Source organism: Micromonospora sp. RHAY321, assembly GCF_023896955.1.
Taxonomy (GTDB): domain Bacteria; phylum Actinomycetota; class Actinomycetes; order Mycobacteriales; family Micromonosporaceae; genus Micromonospora.
On the sequence record NZ_JAMHIW010000014.1, the window covers coordinates 50,738 to 66,424 of the forward strand.

Sequence of the window (15,687 nt, forward strand, 5' to 3'; positions counted from 1 at the left end):
GTACGAACCAAGAAGTCCACAGGAGGACACCAGTGGCGAAGGCGAAGTTCGAGCGGACTAAGCCGCACGTCAACATCGGCACCATTGGTCACATCGACCACGGTAAGACGACGCTGACGGCGGCCATCACCAAGGTCCTGCACGACCAGTTCCCGGACCTGAACCCTTACACGCCGTTCGACGAGATCGACAAGGCGCCGGAGGAGAAGGCCCGCGGCATCACGATCTCGATCGCGCACGTCGAGTACCAGACCGAGGCGCGGCACTACGCGCACGTCGACTGCCCCGGCCACGCGGACTACATCAAGAACATGATCACCGGTGCCGCGCAGATGGACGGCGCGATCCTGGTGGTCGCGGCGACCGACGGCCCGATGCCGCAGACCCGCGAGCACGTGCTGCTGGCCCGTCAGGTCGGTGTGCCGTACATCGTCGTGGCGCTCAACAAGAGCGACATGGTCGACGACGAGGAGCTCCTGGAGCTCGTCGAGCTCGAGGTGCGCGAGCTGCTCTCCTCGCAGGAGTACCCGGGTGACGACCTGCCGGTCGTTCGGGTTTCGGCGCTGAAGGCCCTCGAGGGTGACCCCGAGTGGACCGGCAAGCTCCTGGACCTGATGACCGCGGTCGACACCGCGATCCCGCAGCCGGAGCGCGAGACCGAGAAGCCGTTCCTCATGCCGATCGAGGACGTCTTCACGATCACCGGTCGTGGCACCGTCGTCACCGGTCGCGCCGAGCGCGGCATCCTCAAGCCGAACGAGGAGGTGGAGATCGTCGGTATCCGCGAGAAGTCGCAGAAGACGGTCTGCACCGGTATCGAGATGTTCCGCAAGCTGCTCGACGAGGCCCGCGCGGGCGAGAACGTCGGTCTGCTGCTGCGTGGCATCAAGCGCGAGGACGTCGAGCGCGGCATGGTGGTCGTCAAGCCGGGCACCACGACCCCGCACACGGAGTTCGAGGCGACGGTCTACATCCTCTCCAAGGAGGAGGGCGGCCGGCACACCCCGTTCTTCCAGAACTACCGTCCGCAGTTCTACTTCCGGACCACGGACGTCACCGGTGTCGTCACCCTCCCCGAGGGCACCGAGATGGTCATGCCGGGTGACAACACCACCATGACGGTGAAGCTGATCCAGCCCATCGCCATGGAGGAGAACCTCAAGTTCGCGATCCGCGAGGGTGGCCGCACCGTCGGCGCCGGGTTCGTCACCAAGATCATCAAGTGAGCTAGGTAACCCCGATTAGACCCGCCGCCGGTCGTGCGGCATACTAGTCAGGTTGCGTAACGACAGTTCGTCGCCTGTGTTCGGCTTTCGCTGAACCTCCGGGTGACGGACAGTCGAGCGTGGGGTGGTTGGCGGCCCAGTCGCCAACCACCCTCGCACGGCGTTCAGGTCGCGTTACTGCGATCGGCGCCTTGACCCACCGCGCGGTCAGCACCGCTCCGGAGTCCCGGGGCGGAGCCCGGCCCGAGGGCGCGACACGCCCGACCGCGGGGGTCGGCGAAGTGGGCCTGTGCCAGCCGGTACAGGCGCCCGCAACACAGCGGCATCGAGAGAAGGAACAGAAGCCACCATGGCGGGACAGAAGATCCGCATCCGGCTCAAGGCCTATGACCACGAGGTCGTCGACTCCTCGGCTCGGAAGATCGTCGAGACGGTGACGCGCACCGGGGCGCAGGTCGCGGGCCCGGTGCCGCTGCCCACGGAGATCAACCGTTTCTGCGTTATCCGCTCGCCGCACAAGTACAAGGACTCGCGCGAGCACTTCGAGATGCGCACGCACAAGCGGCTGATCGACATCATCGACCCGACCCCGAAGACGGTCGACTCGCTCATGCGCCTCGACCTGCCGGCTGGCGTCGACATCGAGATCAAGCTGTAGGGACCGGACAAATGGACAGGCAAGTCAAGGGGATCCTGGGCGCCAAGCTCGGCATGACCCAGGTCTGGGACAACAACCGTGTTGTTCCCGTGACCGTGGTCGAGGCCGGCCCGTGCGTCATCAGTCAGGTTCGTAGCGCCGAGAAGGACGGTTACTCCGCGGTCCAGCTGGCGTACGGCAACATCGACCCGCGCAAGGTCAAGAAGCCGATCAGCGGGCACTACGCGAAGGCGGACGTGGCGCCGCGCCGGCACATCGTTGAGCTGCGCACCACCGACGCTGGCGAGTACTCGCTCGGCCAGGAGGTCACGGTCGAGGAGTTCCCGGCGGGCGTCACGATCGACGTCACCGGCAAGACCAAGGGCAAGGGCTACGCCGGCCCGATGAAGCGGCACGGCTTCCACGGCCTGCGCGCCAGCCACGGTGTCGAGCGCAAGCACCGCTCGCCCGGTTCCATCGGCGCCTGCGCCACTCCGGGTCGTGTCTTCAAGGGCACCCGGATGGCCGGCCGGATGGGTGGCGTGCGGTACACCGTGCAGAACCTCACCGTCCAGGCGGTCGACACCGAGAACAACCTCCTGCTCGTCCGTGGTGCCATTCCTGGTCCCAAGGGCGCGCTGGTTCTGGTCCGTACCGCGGCCAAGAGCAAGGTGAAGAAGGGCGGTGCGGCCAAGTGACCACCGTTGACGTGCGCACCGTCGAAGGCAGCACCAGCGGCTCCGTCGAGCTGCCGGCTGACATCTTCGACGTGCAGGCCAACGTCGCGCTGATGCACCAGGTCGTGGTGGCCCAGCTCGCGGCGGCCCGACAGGGCACGCACAAGACCAAGACCCGCGGCGAGGTCGCCGGCGGCGGCAAGAAGCCGTACAAGCAGAAGGGCACCGGTCGCGCCCGGCAGGGCTCGATCCGCGCGCCGCAGTTCGCCGGCGGTGGCGTGGTGCACGGTCCCGTGCCGCGCGACTACAGCCAGCGGACCCCGAAGAAGATGAAGGCCGCCGCTCTGCGGGGTGCCCTCTCCGACCGGGCCCGCGCCGGGCAGGTGCACGTCGTCGAGGCGTTCGTCTCGGGCGAGAAGCCGTCGACCAAGGCGGCCCTGGCCACGCTGACCAAGCTCACCGAGGCCCGTCGGGTCCTGGTCGTGCTGAGCAGCACCGACGAGCTGAACTGGGTGTCGCTGCGCAACGAGCCGCGCGTGCACCTGATCGAGTCCGGCCAGCTGAACACGTACGACGTGCTGGTGGCCGACGACGTGGTCTTCACCAAGGACGCCCTGGACGAGTTCCTGGGCGTGCCCGCCGAGACCACCGAGGAGGGTGGCAAGTGAGCACGATCGCCGACCCGCGCGACATCATCGTGGCGCCGGTCGTCTCGGAGAAGAGCTACAGCGAGCTGAACCGGAACTGGTACACCTTCCTGGTGCACCCGGACGCGAACAAGACCGAGATCAAGATCGCTATCCAGCAGATCTTCAACGTCCGCGTCCTGACGGTCAACACGCTCAACCGCCAGGGCAAGCGCAAGCGCACCAAGACCGGCTTCGGTCAGCGCAAGGCGACCAAGCGGGCGATCGTGAAGCTGGCTGACGGTGACCGTATCGAGGCCTTCGGCGGCCCGGTCAGCTGAGGGGTGTAGACAATGGCTATCCGTAAGTACAAGCCGACGACGCCGGGCCGACGTGGCTCGAGTGTCGCCGACTTCGCCGAGATCACCCGGTCCACGCCGGAGAAGTCGCTGCTGGCTCCGCTGCCGAAGAAGGGCGGGCGTAACGCCCACGGCCGGATCACCACGCGGCACCACGGTGGCGGTCACAAGCGCCAGTACCGTCTGATCGACTTCAAGCGGGTCGACAAGGACGGCGTGCCGGCGAAGGTCGCTCACATCGAGTACGACCCGAACCGCACGGCGCGCATCGCGCTGCTGCACTACGCCGACGGCGAGAAGCGGTACATCCTCGCGCCGAAGGACATGAAGCAGGGCGACCGCGTCGAGTCCGGTCCGGGCGCCGACATCAAGCCCGGCAACAACCTGCCGCTGCGCAACATCCCGGTCGGTACCACGATCCACAACGTGGAGCTGCGTCCGGGTGGCGGGGCCAAGCTGGCCCGGTCCGCCGGCGTCGGCATCCAGCTGCTCGGCCGTGAGGGCGCGTACGCGACCCTGCGTATGCCGTCCGGCGAGATCCGGCGGGTGGACGTGCGCTGCCGCGCGAGCGTCGGCGAGATCGGCAACGCCGACCAGTCGAACATCAACTGGGGCAAGGCCGGCCGTATGCGGTGGAAGGGCAAGCGCCCGACCGTCCGTGGTGTCGCCATGAACCCGGTCGACCACCCGCACGGTGGTGGTGAGGGTAAGACCTCCGGTGGTCGCCACCCGGTCAACCCGCAGGGTAAGCCCGAGGGCCGCACCCGCCGTAAGGGCCAGCCGAGTGACAAGCTGATCGTCCGCCGTCGCTACGCCACGCGTAAGCGCGGCTGAGGGAGTTAAGACATGCCTCGCAGCCTGAAGAAGGGCCCGTTCGTCGACGACCACCTGCTCAAGAAGGTGGAAGTCCAGAACGACAAGGGCTCGAAGAACGTGATCAAGACCTGGTCGCGGCGCTCGACGATCATCCCGGAGATGCTCGGGCACACGATCGCGGTGCACGACGGACGCAAGCACGTCCCGGTGTTCGTGACCGAGGCGATGGTCGGGCACAAGCTCGGCGAGTTCGCGCTGACCCGCACGTTCAAGGGTCACGAGAAGGACGACCGGAAGAGCCGTCGGCGCTGACGCCGCGGGCATACGGATAGAGGGAACAAGGGGTTACAGCGATGCCAGGAAAGGGCGACGCTCCGGTGCTTCCGGGCGCGCGGGCGGTTGCGCGGCACGTGCGCATCTCGCCGATGAAGGCGCGCCGGGTGGTCAACCTCGTCCGCGGCCTGCCCGCGAAGGAGGCTCTCACGGTGCTGCAGTTCGCGCCGCAGGCTGCGAGCGAGCAGGTGTACAAGGTGCTCGCTAGCGCGATCGCCAACGCGGAGAACAACGAGCGGCTGGACCCCGACGCGTTGCTCGTGAGCGAGGCGTTCGTGGACGAGGGCCCGACGATGAAGCGGTTCCAGCCGCGGGCGCAGGGCCGGGCGTACCGGATCCGCAAGCGCACCTGCCACATCACCGTGGCGGTCGAGGCGGTCGCGCCGGCAGCGCCGAGGAAGGCCGCGGCGAAGAAGGCCGCCCCGGCTACGGAGGCCGCACCGGCCGAAGCGCAGAGCAAGACGGAGGACGCCGAGTAATGGGTCAGAAGGTTCACCCCACTGGGTTCCGGCTCGGCATCTCGACCGACTGGAAGTCCCGCTGGTTCGCGGACAAGCTCTACAAGGACTACATCGGCGAGGATGTCAAGATCCGCCGGATGATGTCCAAGGGCCTGGAGCGCGCCGGCATTTCCAAGGTCGACATCGAGCGCACCCGCGACCGGGTCCGCGTCGACATCCACACCGCTCGGCCGGGCATCGTCATCGGCCGTAAGGGTGCGGAGGCCGACCGGATCCGCGGCGAGCTCGAGAAGCTCACCGGCAAGCAGGTGCAGCTGAACATCATCGAGGTGAAGAACCCCGAGTCGGACGCGCAGCTCGTCGCGCAGGGCGTGGCCGAGCAGCTGTCCAGCCGGGTCAGCTTCCGTCGGGCGATGCGCAAGGCCATGCAGTCCGCGATGAAGAACCCGGTCTGCAAGGGCATCCGGGTGCAGGTCTCGGGTCGTCTCGGCGGCGCCGAGATGAGCCGGACCGAGTTCTACCGCGAGGGCCGGGTTCCGCTGCACACGCTGCGGGCCAACATCGAGTACGGCTTCTTCGAGGCCCGTACCACCTTCGGCCGGATCGGCGTGAAGGTCTGGATCTACAAGGGCGACGCGGTTCCGGGCCGGGAGGCTCCGGCCGAGGCGGGTCCGTCCCGTCCGCGTCGTGGTGAGCGTGGAGACCGCCCGGAGCGGCCGCGCCGTGGTCGGTCCGGTTCGTCCGGCACGACTGCCGGTGGCACCGAGGCCGGCCGGGCCGCCGCGACCACCATCGCGCAGCAGGCCGAGACGCCGGCTGGCGAGCCGATCGACAGCTCCGCTGTCGCCGCGGCCGCCACGACTCCGGCAGAAACGCAGCAGGAGGGCTGACAGATGCTGATGCCGCGCAAGCCCCCGAAGGGCTTCCGCAAGCCGCACCACCCGGACCGCAGTGGCGCGTCCAAGGGTGGTAACCGGGTGGTGTTCGGCGAGTTCGGGATCCAGGCTCTCGAGCCGGCGTACGTGACCAACCGCCAGATCGAGTCGGCACGTATCGCGATGACCCGCCACATCAAGCGTGGTGGCAAGGTCTGGATCACGATCTTCCCGGACCAGGCCCTCACCAAGAAGCCCGCCGAGACCCGGATGGGTTCCGGTAAGGGCTCGCCCGAGTGGTGGGTCGCGAACGTCAAGCCGGGGCGGGTTCTCTTCGAGATGTCCTTCCCCAACGAGCAGATTGCGCGAGAGGCGATGCGTCGCGCGATCCACAAGCTCCCGATGAAGTGCCGCATTGTTACGCGCGAAGTGGGTGAATCCTGATGGCAGCGGGCGTTAAGGCGACCGAGCTGCGTGAGCTCTCCGAAGAGGAGCTGGTCACGAAGCTGCGGGAGGCCAAGGCGGAGCTGTTCAACCTCCGCGTGCAGGCCGCAACCGGGCAGCTGGACAACAACCGGCGGCTGCAGGTCATCCGTCGGGAGATCGCCCGGATCTACACGATCATGCGTGAGCGTGAGCTGGGGCTCTCGGCCGCGCCGACTGAGGTGACTGCATCATGACCGACGAGAACACGACCGCCGCCGTGCGGGCTCGCCGCAAGGTCCGTGAGGGCCTGGTGGTGAGCGACAAGATGGACAAGACCGTCGTGGTCGAGGTCGAGGACCGGGTCAGGCACGCGCTGTACGGCAAGATCATGCGCCGTACCCGCAAGCTGAAGGTGCACGACGAGCAGAACGCCGCCGGCATCGGCGACCGGGTCCTGATCATGGAGACCCGGCCGCTGAGCGCCACCAAGCGTTGGCGGATCGTGGAGATCCAGGAAAAGGCCAAGTAGCGAAGGCTCGAGCTCGCCCGGCGTTGCGTCGGGCGTTGGTTCCGCCAGGCTCCGGCCGGCCGCGACGGCGGCCGGAGAACCGGCAGACATAGGAGATAGACGTGATTCAGCAGGAGTCGCGACTGCGCGTCGCCGACAACACGGGTGCTCGGGAGATCCTGTGCATCCGGGTTCTCGGTGGCTCCGGTCGGCGCTACGCGAGCATCGGCGACGTCATCGTGGCCACCGTCAAGGACGCGATCCCGGGTGCCGGTGTCAAGAAGGGCGACGTCGTCAAGGCGGTCATCGTCCGCACCGCGAAGGAGAAGCGGCGGCCGGACGGCTCGTACATCCGCTTCGACGAGAACGCCGCCGTCATCATCAAGGACGGTGGGGACCCGCGCGGAACCCGCATCTTCGGCCCGGTGGGTCGGGAGCTGCGGGACAAGCGGTTCATGAAGATTATTTCCCTCGCGCCGGAGGTGTTGTGACCGTGAAGGTCAAGAAGGGCGACACGGTCGTCGTCATCGCCGGCAAGGACAAGGGTGCCAAGGGCAAGGTCATTGCGGCCTTCCCGCGGCAGGACAAGGTCCTGGTCGAGGGCGTGAACCGGGTCAAGAAGCACACCCGCATCAGCACCACCCAGCGTGGCGCCAAGACCGGCGGCATCGTCACCCAGGAGGCCCCGATCCACGTCTCGAACGTGCAGGTCCTGGACTCCGACGGCAAGCCGACCCGCGTCGGTTACCGGATCGACGACAACGGCCAGAAGGTCCGCATCGCGCGTAGCACCGGTAAGGACCTGTGATGACCACGGCTACCGAAAAGACCATGCCGCGCCTCAAGGAGCGGTACCGCAACGAGATCGTGGCCCAGCTGCGCGAGCAGCACAGCTACGGCAACCCCATGCAGGTGCCGCGGCTGGTCAAGATCGTCGTCAACATGGGTGTCGGCGAGGCTGCTCGCGACGCCAAGCTGATCGACGGCGCGGTCCGCGACCTCGCCACGATCACCGGCCAGAAGCCGCAGGTGCGGCGGGCGACCAAGTCCATCGCGCAGTTCAAGCTCCGCGAGGGCATGCCGATCGGTGCGAAGGTGACCCTTCGCGGCGACCGGATGTGGGAGTTCCTGGACCGGCTGCTGTCCATCGCGCTGCCGCGTATCCGCGACTTCCGCGGTCTGGACGGGCGCAAGCTCGACGGGCACGGCAACTACACGTTCGGTCTGACCGAACAGTCGGTGTTCCACGAGATCGACCAGGACCGGATCGATCGCCAGCGGGGCATGGACATCACGGTGGTCACCACCGCCACGACTGACGACGAGGGCCGGGCGCTGCTCAAGCTTCTGGGCTTCCCGTTCAAGGAGAACTGAGATGGCCAAGAAGGCGCTGATCATCAAGGCGGCCGCGAAGCCGAAGTTCTCGGTTCGCGCGTACACCCGCTGCCAGCGGTGCGGGCGTCCGAAGGCGGTCTACCGCAAGTTCGGTCTCTGCCGGGTGTGCATCCGGGAGATGGCCCACCGCGGTGAGCTGCCGGGCGTGTCCAAGGCTTCCTGGTAAGGGCGACCGCGTCCCGGCTGTCGGCCGGGAACTCCTGCACCGATTAGGTATTGCTCTTCGCCGTAGGCCCGGGGCTGATGCCCCGGGAACCCCGGCGAGAAAGGCTGACGAAATCCATGACGATGACCGACCCGATCGCAGACATGCTCACGCGTCTGCGTAACGCCAACCAGGCGTACCACGATCAGGTGAAGATGCCCTACTCCAAGATCAAGGCGAACATCGCCGAGGTCCTGAAGGCCGAGGGTTACATCGCCACCTGGTCGGTCGAGGAGCCCGAGGAGGGCGCCGTCGGCAAGCGACTGGTCGTCGAGCTGAAGTACGGCCAGAACCGCGAGCGGAGCCTGGCCGGCATCAAGCGCGTGTCCAAGCCCGGTCTCCGGGTGTACGCCAAGTCGGACGGGCTCCCGCGGGTGCTCGGTGGGCTGGGCGTGGCGATCATTTCGACGTCCCAGGGGCTGCTGACCGACCGGCAGGCCCGCAAGCGGAGTGTTGGCGGGGAAGTCCTCGCCTTCGTCTGGTAACGGGAGACAGGTAGAAATGTCGCGAATTGGACGTAAGTCGATCCCGGTACCAGCCGGCGTCGACATCACGATCGACGGGCAGACCGTCAAGGTCAAGGGCCCCAAGGGCCAGCTCCAGCACACCCTCGCCGAGCCGATCACGATCGAGCGGGCCGAGGACGGGCAGCTGAGCGTCAACCGCCCGAACGACGAGCGCAAGGCCAAGGAACTGCACGGCCTGAGCCGTACGCTGGTTGCCAACATGATCGTCGGGGTCACCGAGGGCTACCGCAAGAGCCTGGAGATCGCCGGCACCGGTTACCGGGTCACCGCCAAGGGTTCGGACCTCGAGTTCGCGCTCGGGTTCTCGCACCCGGTGGTCGTCCCCGCCCCGGCGGGCATCACCTTCACGGTGGAGCGGCCGACCCTGTTCCACGTGGCCGGCATCGACAAGCAGCAGGTCGGTGAGGTCGCCGCCAACATCCGGAAGATCCGTCCGCCGGAGCCCTACAAGGGCAAGGGCGTGAAGTACCAGGGCGAGGTCATCCGCCGCAAGGCCGGAAAGGCAGGTAAGAAGTGAGCGCCACGCTGCTCAAGCGCCGCCGCGGTGTCGCCGCCAAGCGCGCCGTCGGGCGTGCGCGTCGGCATTTCCGCGTCCGCAAGAACGTCAGCGGTACGGCCGAGCGTCCGCGCCTGGTCGTCACCCGTTCGCTGCGGCACATGGTCGCCCAGATCGTCGACGACACCAAGGGTCACACCCTGGCGTCGGCGTCGACCCTGGACGCCTCGCTGCGCGGTGCCGAGGGCGACAAGAGCGCCCTCGCCGGCAAGGTGGGCGCGCTGCTCGCCGAGCGGGCCAAGGCCGCCGGCGTCTCCAAGGTCGTCTTCGACCGCGGTGGCAACCGGTACGCGGGGCGTGTCGCCGCGCTTGCCGATGCTGCCCGCGAAGCCGGGCTCGAGTTCTAACAACCCCGTCACGAGAGATAAGGAAGGCTGCTGATGCCAGGTCAACAGCGCCGTGGCGGCGGGTCCGGTGGCAACGAGGGTGGTCGCCGCGACAACCGCCGTGAGGGCGGCCGCGGAAACGCGCCCGTCGAGAAGACCCCGCACCTTGAGCGGGTCGTCGCGATCAACCGCGTCGCCAAGGTCGTGAAGGGTGGTCGTCGCTTCAGCTTCACCGCCCTGGTGATCGTGGGCGACGGCGACGGCACGGTCGGCGTGGGCTACGGAAAGGCCAAGGAGGTGCCCGCGGCCATCGCCAAGGGTGTCGAGGAGGCCAAGAAGCACTTCTTCAAGGTCCCGCGGATCGGCCAGTCGATCCCGCACCCGGTGACGGGTGAGGACGCCGCTGGCGTGGTGCTGCTCAAGCCGGCCTCGGCCGGTACGGGTGTCATCGCCGGTGGTCCGGTGCGCGCCGTTCTGGAGTGCGCCGGGATCCACGACGTGCTCTCGAAGAGCCTCGGCTCGTCGAACCCGATCAACATCGTGCACGCCACCGTGGCGGCCCTGAAGGGGCTTGAGTCCCCCGAGCAGGTCGCTGCGCGTCGTGGCCTGCCGGTGGAGGACGTCGCGCCGGCCGCCATGCTGGCGTCGCGTGCGGGGGTGGCGCACTGATGGCACGTCTGAAGGTCACCCAGGTCCGATCCGGTATCGGGACCAAGCAGAACCAGCGTGACTCGCTGCGTTCGCTCGGCCTCAAGCGGATCAACGACGTGGTGGTCAAGGAGGACCGGCCCGAGATCCGTGGCATGATCTTCACTGTGAACCACCTCGTGAAGGTCGAGGAGGTCGAGTAATGACGATCAAGGTGCACCACCTGCGCCCGGCGCCCGGTTCCAAGACCGCGAAGACCCGTGTGGGTCGCGGTGAGGGTTCCAAGGGCAAGACCGCTGGTCGCGGTACCAAGGGTTCCAAGGCCCGCAAGAACATCTCGGCGGCGTTCGAGGGTGGGCAGATGCCCATCCACATGCGCCTGCCGAAGATGAAGGGCTTCAAGAACAAGTTCAAGGTGGTCTTCCAGGTGGTCAACCTGGACCGGCTCGCCGAGCTGTTCCCGAACGGCGGCCAGGTTGGCCCGCTCGAGCTGGTCGAGGCCGGTGCGGTCCGCAAGGGCCACCCGGTCAAGGTCCTCGGCACCGGGGATCTCGGTGGGGTGGCGCTCCAGGTGTCGGCGCACGCGTTCAGCGCGTCGGCCAAGGAGAAGATCGCCGCTGCCGGTGGCTCCACCACCGAGCTGTAAGGCGTACGACCCATGGCGCCCGTCCAGTTGTGAGCAACTGGCGGGCGCCATGGTCTGCCTGGGGCGATATGCGCCCGGTAATATCGGAATCGGTTTATGTAGCCGGGCACATCTGCCCGGACCGGGATAGGGCTGTTAGAGTCCCATCCCAGCCATGGATTCCGGGCGCTCGCCCGGGATCCACCCCGACCCGCCAGGGATCACCGGCGGCCCGCCTCGCGCAGGAGGAAGAAGTTGCTGTCCGCCTTTCTCAGTGCGTTCCGTACGCCTGACCTGCGCAAGAAGCTGCTGTTCACAGTAGGCATCATCGCGGTCTACCGGCTGGGTGCCACGCTCCCCAGTCCGGGCGTCTCGTACGGCAACGTGCAGAAGTGCCTCGACACCCTCCAGGGTGAGTCGACGGGTGTGCTGAACCTGCTCAACCTCTTCTCCGGCGGAGCGCTGCTACAGCTCTCGGTCTTCGCGCTGGGCATCATGCCCTACATCACCGCGTCGATCATCCTGCAGCTGCTCACCGTCGTGATCCCGCGCCTGGAGCAGCTCCGCAAGGAGGGCCAGGCAGGCCAGGCCAAGATCACGCAGTACACCCGCTACCTGACCCTGGGTCTCGGCGTGCTGCAGGCCTCGGCGTTCGTGGCGTTGGCCCGCTCGGGGCAGCTCTTCCAGAACCGCTGCGACGAGTTCCCGATCATCCCCCGGGGCACCGGCATCCCGGACTGGCTGACCCTGGCCATCCTGGTGATGACCATGACCGCCGGCACCGGCATGGTCATGTGGCTCGGTGAGCTCATCACCGACCGGGGCGTCGGCAACGGCATGTCCGTCCTGATCTTCACCTCGATCGCCGCGCGGCTGCCCAGCGAGGGCTGGCAGATCAAGACCAGCAAGGGCTGGGACATGTTCGCCCTGGTCATCGCGCTGGTCCTGGTGGTCATCACCGCGGTCACGTTCATCGAGCAGGCGCAGCGCCGCATCCCGGTGCAGTACGCCAAGCGGATGATCGGCCGCCGGATGTACGGCGGCACCTCGACCTACATCCCGCTGAAGGTCAACCAGGCGGGTGTGATCCCGGTCATCTTCGGCTCGTCGCTGCTCTACCTGCCGCAGTTGGCCCTGCAGTTCTTCGACCAGACCGACCCGGGCAAGACCCAGGCGTGGATCCAGAACAACCTGGTCAACCCGAGTAGCCCGATCTACATCACGGTCTACTTCCTGATGATCATCTTCTTCACGTACTTCTACGTCTCGATCACGTTCAACCCGACCGAGGTCGCGGACAACATGAAGAAGTACGGCGGGTTCGTGCCGGGCATCCGCCCGGGCAAGCCGACGGCCGACTACCTGGACTTCATCCTCAGCCGGATCACCCTGCCGGGCGCGCTCTACCTCGGCGTCATCTCGATCCTGCCGAACTTCTTCTTCATCTGGCTGGACAACCAGCAGTACCAGAACTTCCCGTTCGGCGGCACCGCTGTGCTCATCATGGTCGGCGTCGGTCTGGAGACCGTGAAGCAGATCGAGAGCCAACTCATGCAGCGGAACTACGAAGGGTTCCTGCGGTAGATGAGACTCGTTCTGGTTGGCCCGCCGGGCGCGGGCAAGGGCACACAGGCCGAGTTCATCGCTGCCCACCTGTCGGTTCCGAAGATCTCGACCGGAGACATCTTCCGGTCGAACGTCACCCAGGGCACGCCGCTCGGCATCGAGGCGAAGCGGTACATGGACGCGGGCGAGCTGGTCCCGGACGAGGTGACCATCAACATGGTCCGGGACCGGCTGGCCGAGCCCGACGCCAGCGAGGGGTTTCTGCTCGACGGTTTCCCGCGGACCACTCCGCAGGCCGCCGCGCTGGACAAGCTCCTCGCCGACCTGGGCACCGCGCTGGATCTGGTCCTGGAGCTGGTGGTCGACGACGACGAGGTGATCCGGCGGCTCTCGGGCCGGCGCACCTGTCGGGGCTGCGGCAAGATCTGGCACGTCGAGTTCGACGCCACGACCCGGCCCGGCATCTGTGACCGGTGCGGCGCCGAGCTGTTCCAGCGCGACGACGACAAGCCCGAGACCATCGCCACCCGGCTGCGCGAGTACAGCGAGAAGACCGCGCCCCTGGTCGACTACTACGGCGCCCAGGGCAAGCTGGTCGGGATCGACGCCACCGGCCCGGTGGAGGACGTCACCACCCGGGCCATCGACGCGCTGCGGTCGTACGGCGGCTGAGGTCCGGCCCACGGCGGATAGAGTGCGAACAGCGGGGTACGTGCGACGTGCCCCGCTGTTCGGCAACGAAAGGTATTGGCTCCATGCGTCGTCCCCAGCTGGACATCCAGCTGAAGACCCCTGACCAGATCGAGAAGATGCGGGCCGCCGGGCTGGTGGTGGCAGAGGCGTTGCGCCGGATGCGCGAGGCGGTGGCGCCCGGCGTGAGCACCGCCGATCTGGACGCCATCGCCGAGTCGACCATCCGCGAGGCGGGTGGCGTCCCGTCGTTCAAGGGCTACCACGGCTTCCCGGCGTCGATCTGCTCCTCGGTCAACGAGCAGGTCGTGCACGCCATCCCGTCGCCAGGGCAGGTGCTCCGGGACGGTGACCTGATCTCGATCGACTGCGGCGCGGTGGTGAACGGCTGGCACGGCGACGCCGCGATCACCGTCGGCGTCGGCGACGTCGACCCCGCGCTGCTCAAGATGGCCGAGGTGGCGGAGGACGCGATGTGGGCCGGCATCGCCGCCGCCGCACGCGGCGCGGCCAGTGGCCGGGGACGGCTCACCGACATCTCCCACGCCGTGGAGACCGCGGTCCGCAAGGGTGGCCGGTACGGCATCGTCGACGGCTACGGCGGGCACGGCATCGGCACCGAGATGCACCAGGACCCGCACGTGCTCAACCACGGCCGGCCCGGCAAGGGCCCACGGCTGGTCCCCGGCATGGCACTGGCCATCGAGCCCATGATCACCATGGCGTCGCCGCGTACGGTCGAGCTGTCCGACGGCTGGACGGTGGTCACCCGGGACGGGTCGGTGGCGGCGCACGTCGAGCACTCGATGGCGCTGCTCCCCGACGGCGTCTGGGTGCTCACCGCGTTCGACGGGGGACGGGGCCGACTCGGCGACCTGGTCACCGCACGCCAGCCCGCCGCCTCGACCGCCCCCTGACCCACCCCGGCCTGACGCTGGGGCGGCCTGACGGGATCAGGGCGCGACGAGCGGGTGCGACGCCGTTGGCATGTCGGTGGCATGCTTGCCGGCATGGACGGGCGCGACGGGATGCGAGCCGCGGACGCGGACCGCGAGGCGGTTGCCGACCGGTTGCGGGTGGCCCTCGGCGAGGGACGGCTGGACCTGCACGAGTACGACGAGCGGTTGCAGCGGGCCTACTCCGCCCGCACCTACGCCGAGTTGGACGCCCTGCTCACCGACCTGCCCCCGGTGGCGCCCCCGGAGCGCTCGTCGCTGGCGCCGGTCACCGCTCCGGGCACGCCGCTGGCCGGCGGTCTGGGCGGCCAGCCCGTTCCGGCGGCCGGCGGTGTCACCGCCCGCTGGCTGGCCGAGGTGTGGCTGCCGTACCTGAAGGTGATCGCCATCGTGGTGACCATCTGGGCGGTGACCTCGCTCCTCAGCCAGGACCTGCTCTACTTCTGGCCGGCCTGGGTGGCCGGGCCGTGGGGGGCCGTGCTGGCGGTGCGCACGATCACAGGGCTGACCGGGGGAGAGCCGCGGCGCCAGGCGATCGAGCGCGAACGCCGGCGGGAGCGCAGGCGGGCGAAGCGGGCCCGGCGGCGTGAGTTGCGCGCTGGTGAACCGGACGAACGGGACGACCCGCGACCGGCCGGTTGACTCGCCGGACGGGGGGAGTCGGCCCTGCCGGCCCGGCCGGCGACGGTCTCGTGAAGATCATCGGGCACTCGGACGGGCGACCTGCGGCCGACACGACGGTGCGGTGGGTGGCCGGTTTGGCGGGCGCCCGCGGGCGGGCGTACACTTTCAGATCGGCGCACAGCGTCCACTCCGGCATGCCCACCCTGCGCTTCGGTGGGAGCTGGAGCCGCGGCTGGCGCGGGCTTCTGATTCTTGGTCAGTTTCCCGTGTAAGGCGTTGTGGGCCGCCCGGAGCAATCGACGTCAGGACAGCGGAGGACATGCCGAAAAAAGACGGAGCCATTGAGATCGAGGGTCGGGTCATCGAGCCCCTGCCGAACGCTATGTTCCGGGTGGAGCTCGCGAACGGCCACAAGGTGCTGGCTCACATCAGCGGCAAGATGCGGCAGCACTACATCCGCATCCTGCCGGAGGACCGGGTCGTCGTCGAACTCTCGCCGTACGACCTGACCCGCGGGCGCATCGTCTACCGCTACAAGTAGTCCTGACGGCGGCCGGGAAGTCCCGTGTCCGTCTTCGACGTCCGGTCTCGCGCCCTGCGCGTTCCCGGGCCAGATGGGAAGTAA

Annotated in this window: 27 protein-coding genes; all 27 read left to right on the forward strand. The window is 68.0% G+C overall.

Going from position 1 to position 15,687, the window contains the following annotated elements:
* Positions 1–32: 32 nt before the first annotated feature.
* On the forward strand, positions 33–1,226 hold the full coding sequence (gene tuf, locus M8C17_RS24175; protein WP_252418866.1) for an elongation factor Tu: 1,194 nt from the start codon (positions 33–35) through the stop codon (positions 1,224–1,226).
* 349 nt (positions 1,227–1,575) lie between these two features.
* Entirely contained in the window at positions 1,576–1,884 is a 309-nt protein-coding gene (gene rpsJ / locus M8C17_RS24180) for a 30S ribosomal protein S10 (protein ID WP_007073037.1), read from the forward strand.
* Between the two features lie 11 nt (positions 1,885–1,895).
* Complete coding sequence (gene rplC / locus M8C17_RS24185; RefSeq protein ID WP_252418867.1) at positions 1,896–2,561, forward strand: 50S ribosomal protein L3; 666 nt, start codon at positions 1,896–1,898, stop codon at positions 2,559–2,561.
* Entirely contained in the window at positions 2,558–3,208 is a 651-nt protein-coding gene (gene rplD / locus M8C17_RS24190; protein ID WP_053653946.1) for a 50S ribosomal protein L4, read from the forward strand. Before rplC ends, rplD begins: the two co-directional genes overlap by 4 nt.
* The gene (gene rplW / locus M8C17_RS24195; RefSeq protein ID WP_007465304.1) at positions 3,205–3,507 is read left to right on the forward strand and encodes a 50S ribosomal protein L23; all 303 of its coding nucleotides are present in this window, start codon (positions 3,205–3,207) and stop codon (positions 3,505–3,507) included. The genes rplD and rplW overlap by 4 nt, the downstream gene beginning before the upstream one ends.
* Before the next feature lie 12 nt (positions 3,508–3,519).
* Positions 3,520–4,359 (forward strand): 50S ribosomal protein L2, encoded by an 840-nt coding sequence (gene rplB, locus M8C17_RS24200; RefSeq protein ID WP_252418868.1) that lies wholly within the window; start codon positions 3,520–3,522, stop codon positions 4,357–4,359.
* Between the two features lie 12 nt (positions 4,360–4,371).
* Entirely contained in the window at positions 4,372–4,653 is a 282-nt protein-coding gene (rpsS, locus tag M8C17_RS24205; protein WP_007465299.1) for a 30S ribosomal protein S19, read from the forward strand.
* A 41-nt stretch (positions 4,654–4,694) separates the two neighbouring features.
* Entirely contained in the window at positions 4,695–5,153 is a 459-nt protein-coding gene (rplV, locus tag M8C17_RS24210) for a 50S ribosomal protein L22 (protein ID WP_007465297.1), read from the forward strand.
* A complete protein-coding gene (rpsC, locus tag M8C17_RS24215; RefSeq protein ID WP_109817184.1) occupies positions 5,153–6,025 on the forward strand; it encodes a 30S ribosomal protein S3 in 873 nt (290 codons plus the stop codon). Before rplV ends, rpsC begins: the two co-directional genes overlap by 1 nt.
* A gap of 3 nt (positions 6,026–6,028) precedes the next feature.
* A complete protein-coding gene (rplP, locus tag M8C17_RS24220; RefSeq protein ID WP_007465292.1) occupies positions 6,029–6,454 on the forward strand; it encodes a 50S ribosomal protein L16 in 426 nt (141 codons plus the stop codon).
* Positions 6,454–6,690 (forward strand): 50S ribosomal protein L29, encoded by a 237-nt coding sequence (gene rpmC / locus M8C17_RS24225; protein ID WP_007465283.1) that lies wholly within the window; start codon positions 6,454–6,456, stop codon positions 6,688–6,690. Before rplP ends, rpmC begins: the two co-directional genes overlap by 1 nt.
* Positions 6,687–6,965, forward strand: a complete 279-nt coding sequence (gene rpsQ / locus M8C17_RS24230) for a 30S ribosomal protein S17 (protein WP_252418869.1) — start codon at positions 6,687–6,689, stop codon at positions 6,963–6,965. Before rpmC ends, rpsQ begins: the two co-directional genes overlap by 4 nt.
* Positions 6,966–7,066: 101 nt before the next feature.
* A complete protein-coding gene (gene rplN, locus M8C17_RS24235; RefSeq protein ID WP_015619002.1) occupies positions 7,067–7,435 on the forward strand; it encodes a 50S ribosomal protein L14 in 369 nt (122 codons plus the stop codon).
* Complete coding sequence (gene rplX / locus M8C17_RS24240) at positions 7,432–7,752, forward strand: 50S ribosomal protein L24 (protein ID WP_204942100.1); 321 nt, start codon at positions 7,432–7,434, stop codon at positions 7,750–7,752. The genes rplN and rplX overlap by 4 nt, the downstream gene beginning before the upstream one ends.
* Positions 7,752–8,318 carry a 50S ribosomal protein L5 gene (gene rplE, locus M8C17_RS24245; protein WP_074314595.1) on the forward strand — a complete coding sequence of 189 codons (567 nt, stop codon included), beginning with the start codon at positions 7,752–7,754 and terminating at the stop codon, positions 8,316–8,318. Before rplX ends, rplE begins: the two co-directional genes overlap by 1 nt.
* A gap of 1 nt (position 8,319) precedes the next feature.
* Positions 8,320–8,505 carry a type Z 30S ribosomal protein S14 gene (locus M8C17_RS24250; protein WP_007465272.1) on the forward strand — a complete coding sequence of 62 codons (186 nt, stop codon included), beginning with the start codon at positions 8,320–8,322 and terminating at the stop codon, positions 8,503–8,505.
* A gap of 116 nt (positions 8,506–8,621) precedes the next feature.
* Positions 8,622–9,029 (forward strand): 30S ribosomal protein S8, encoded by a 408-nt coding sequence (gene rpsH / locus M8C17_RS24255; RefSeq protein ID WP_007465270.1) that lies wholly within the window; start codon positions 8,622–8,624, stop codon positions 9,027–9,029.
* 16 nt (positions 9,030–9,045) lie between these two features.
* Positions 9,046–9,588, forward strand: a complete 543-nt coding sequence (gene rplF, locus M8C17_RS24260) for a 50S ribosomal protein L6 (RefSeq protein ID WP_124860508.1) — start codon at positions 9,046–9,048, stop codon at positions 9,586–9,588.
* The gene (gene rplR / locus M8C17_RS24265) at positions 9,585–9,974 is read left to right on the forward strand and encodes a 50S ribosomal protein L18 (RefSeq protein ID WP_030329901.1); all 390 of its coding nucleotides are present in this window, start codon (positions 9,585–9,587) and stop codon (positions 9,972–9,974) included. Before rplF ends, rplR begins: the two co-directional genes overlap by 4 nt.
* Before the next feature lie 33 nt (positions 9,975–10,007).
* The gene (gene rpsE, locus M8C17_RS24270; protein ID WP_074314587.1) at positions 10,008–10,622 is read left to right on the forward strand and encodes a 30S ribosomal protein S5; all 615 of its coding nucleotides are present in this window, start codon (positions 10,008–10,010) and stop codon (positions 10,620–10,622) included.
* Positions 10,622–10,804 carry a 50S ribosomal protein L30 gene (gene rpmD, locus M8C17_RS24275; protein ID WP_074314584.1) on the forward strand — a complete coding sequence of 61 codons (183 nt, stop codon included), beginning with the start codon at positions 10,622–10,624 and terminating at the stop codon, positions 10,802–10,804. The genes rpsE and rpmD overlap by 1 nt, the downstream gene beginning before the upstream one ends.
* Positions 10,804–11,247, forward strand: coding sequence for a 50S ribosomal protein L15 (gene rplO, locus M8C17_RS24280; protein WP_252418870.1), 444 nt, complete (start codon positions 10,804–10,806; stop codon positions 11,245–11,247). Before rpmD ends, rplO begins: the two co-directional genes overlap by 1 nt.
* Positions 11,248–11,481: 234 nt before the next feature.
* Positions 11,482–12,810, forward strand: a complete 1,329-nt coding sequence (gene secY / locus M8C17_RS24285) for a preprotein translocase subunit SecY (RefSeq protein WP_252418871.1) — start codon at positions 11,482–11,484, stop codon at positions 12,808–12,810.
* Positions 12,811–13,464, forward strand: coding sequence for an adenylate kinase (locus tag M8C17_RS24290; RefSeq protein ID WP_030329911.1), 654 nt, complete (start codon positions 12,811–12,813; stop codon positions 13,462–13,464).
* A gap of 83 nt (positions 13,465–13,547) precedes the next feature.
* A complete protein-coding gene (map, locus tag M8C17_RS24295; RefSeq protein WP_252418872.1) occupies positions 13,548–14,399 on the forward strand; it encodes a type I methionyl aminopeptidase in 852 nt (283 codons plus the stop codon).
* A gap of 93 nt (positions 14,400–14,492) precedes the next feature.
* Complete coding sequence (locus M8C17_RS24300) at positions 14,493–15,080, forward strand: DUF1707 domain-containing protein (RefSeq protein WP_252418873.1); 588 nt, start codon at positions 14,493–14,495, stop codon at positions 15,078–15,080.
* 301 nt (positions 15,081–15,381) lie between these two features.
* Complete coding sequence (gene infA, locus M8C17_RS24305; protein ID WP_007073013.1) at positions 15,382–15,603, forward strand: translation initiation factor IF-1; 222 nt, start codon at positions 15,382–15,384, stop codon at positions 15,601–15,603.
* The last annotated feature ends 84 nt before the right edge of the window (positions 15,604–15,687 follow it).

Excerpts from the sequence above, each read along its gene's own strand:
- rpsJ (WP_007073037.1), top strand. The coding sequence starts at position 1,576 with ATGGCGGGACAGAAGATCCGCATCCGGCTCAAGGCCTATGACCACGAG.
- rplC (WP_252418867.1), top strand. The coding sequence starts at position 1,896 with ATGGACAGGCAAGTCAAGGGGATCCTGGGCGCCAAGCTCGGCATGACC.
- rplB (WP_252418868.1), top strand. The coding sequence starts at position 3,520 with ATGGCTATCCGTAAGTACAAGCCGACGACGCCGGGCCGACGTGGCTCG.
- rpsS (WP_007465299.1), top strand. The coding sequence starts at position 4,372 with ATGCCTCGCAGCCTGAAGAAGGGCCCGTTCGTCGACGACCACCTGCTC.
- rplV (WP_007465297.1), top strand. The coding sequence starts at position 4,695 with ATGCCAGGAAAGGGCGACGCTCCGGTGCTTCCGGGCGCGCGGGCGGTT.
- rpsC (WP_109817184.1), top strand. The coding sequence starts at position 5,153 with ATGGGTCAGAAGGTTCACCCCACTGGGTTCCGGCTCGGCATCTCGACC.
- rplP (WP_007465292.1), top strand. The coding sequence starts at position 6,029 with ATGCTGATGCCGCGCAAGCCCCCGAAGGGCTTCCGCAAGCCGCACCAC.
- rpmC (WP_007465283.1), top strand. The coding sequence starts at position 6,454 with ATGGCAGCGGGCGTTAAGGCGACCGAGCTGCGTGAGCTCTCCGAAGAG.
- rpsQ (WP_252418869.1), top strand. The coding sequence starts at position 6,687 with ATGACCGACGAGAACACGACCGCCGCCGTGCGGGCTCGCCGCAAGGTC.
- rplE (WP_074314595.1), top strand. The coding sequence starts at position 7,752 with ATGACCACGGCTACCGAAAAGACCATGCCGCGCCTCAAGGAGCGGTAC.
- M8C17_RS24250 (WP_007465272.1), top strand. The coding sequence starts at position 8,320 with ATGGCCAAGAAGGCGCTGATCATCAAGGCGGCCGCGAAGCCGAAGTTC.
- rpsH (WP_007465270.1), top strand. The coding sequence starts at position 8,622 with ATGACGATGACCGACCCGATCGCAGACATGCTCACGCGTCTGCGTAAC.
- rplF (WP_124860508.1), top strand. The coding sequence starts at position 9,046 with ATGTCGCGAATTGGACGTAAGTCGATCCCGGTACCAGCCGGCGTCGAC.
- rpsE (WP_074314587.1), top strand. The coding sequence starts at position 10,008 with ATGCCAGGTCAACAGCGCCGTGGCGGCGGGTCCGGTGGCAACGAGGGT.
- rpmD (WP_074314584.1), top strand. The coding sequence starts at position 10,622 with ATGGCACGTCTGAAGGTCACCCAGGTCCGATCCGGTATCGGGACCAAG.
- rplO (WP_252418870.1), top strand. The coding sequence starts at position 10,804 with ATGACGATCAAGGTGCACCACCTGCGCCCGGCGCCCGGTTCCAAGACC.
- M8C17_RS24290 (WP_030329911.1), top strand. The coding sequence starts at position 12,811 with ATGAGACTCGTTCTGGTTGGCCCGCCGGGCGCGGGCAAGGGCACACAG.
- map (WP_252418872.1), top strand. The coding sequence starts at position 13,548 with ATGCGTCGTCCCCAGCTGGACATCCAGCTGAAGACCCCTGACCAGATC.
- M8C17_RS24300 (WP_252418873.1), top strand. The coding sequence starts at position 14,493 with ATGGACGGGCGCGACGGGATGCGAGCCGCGGACGCGGACCGCGAGGCG.
- infA (WP_007073013.1), top strand. The coding sequence starts at position 15,382 with ATGCCGAAAAAAGACGGAGCCATTGAGATCGAGGGTCGGGTCATCGAG.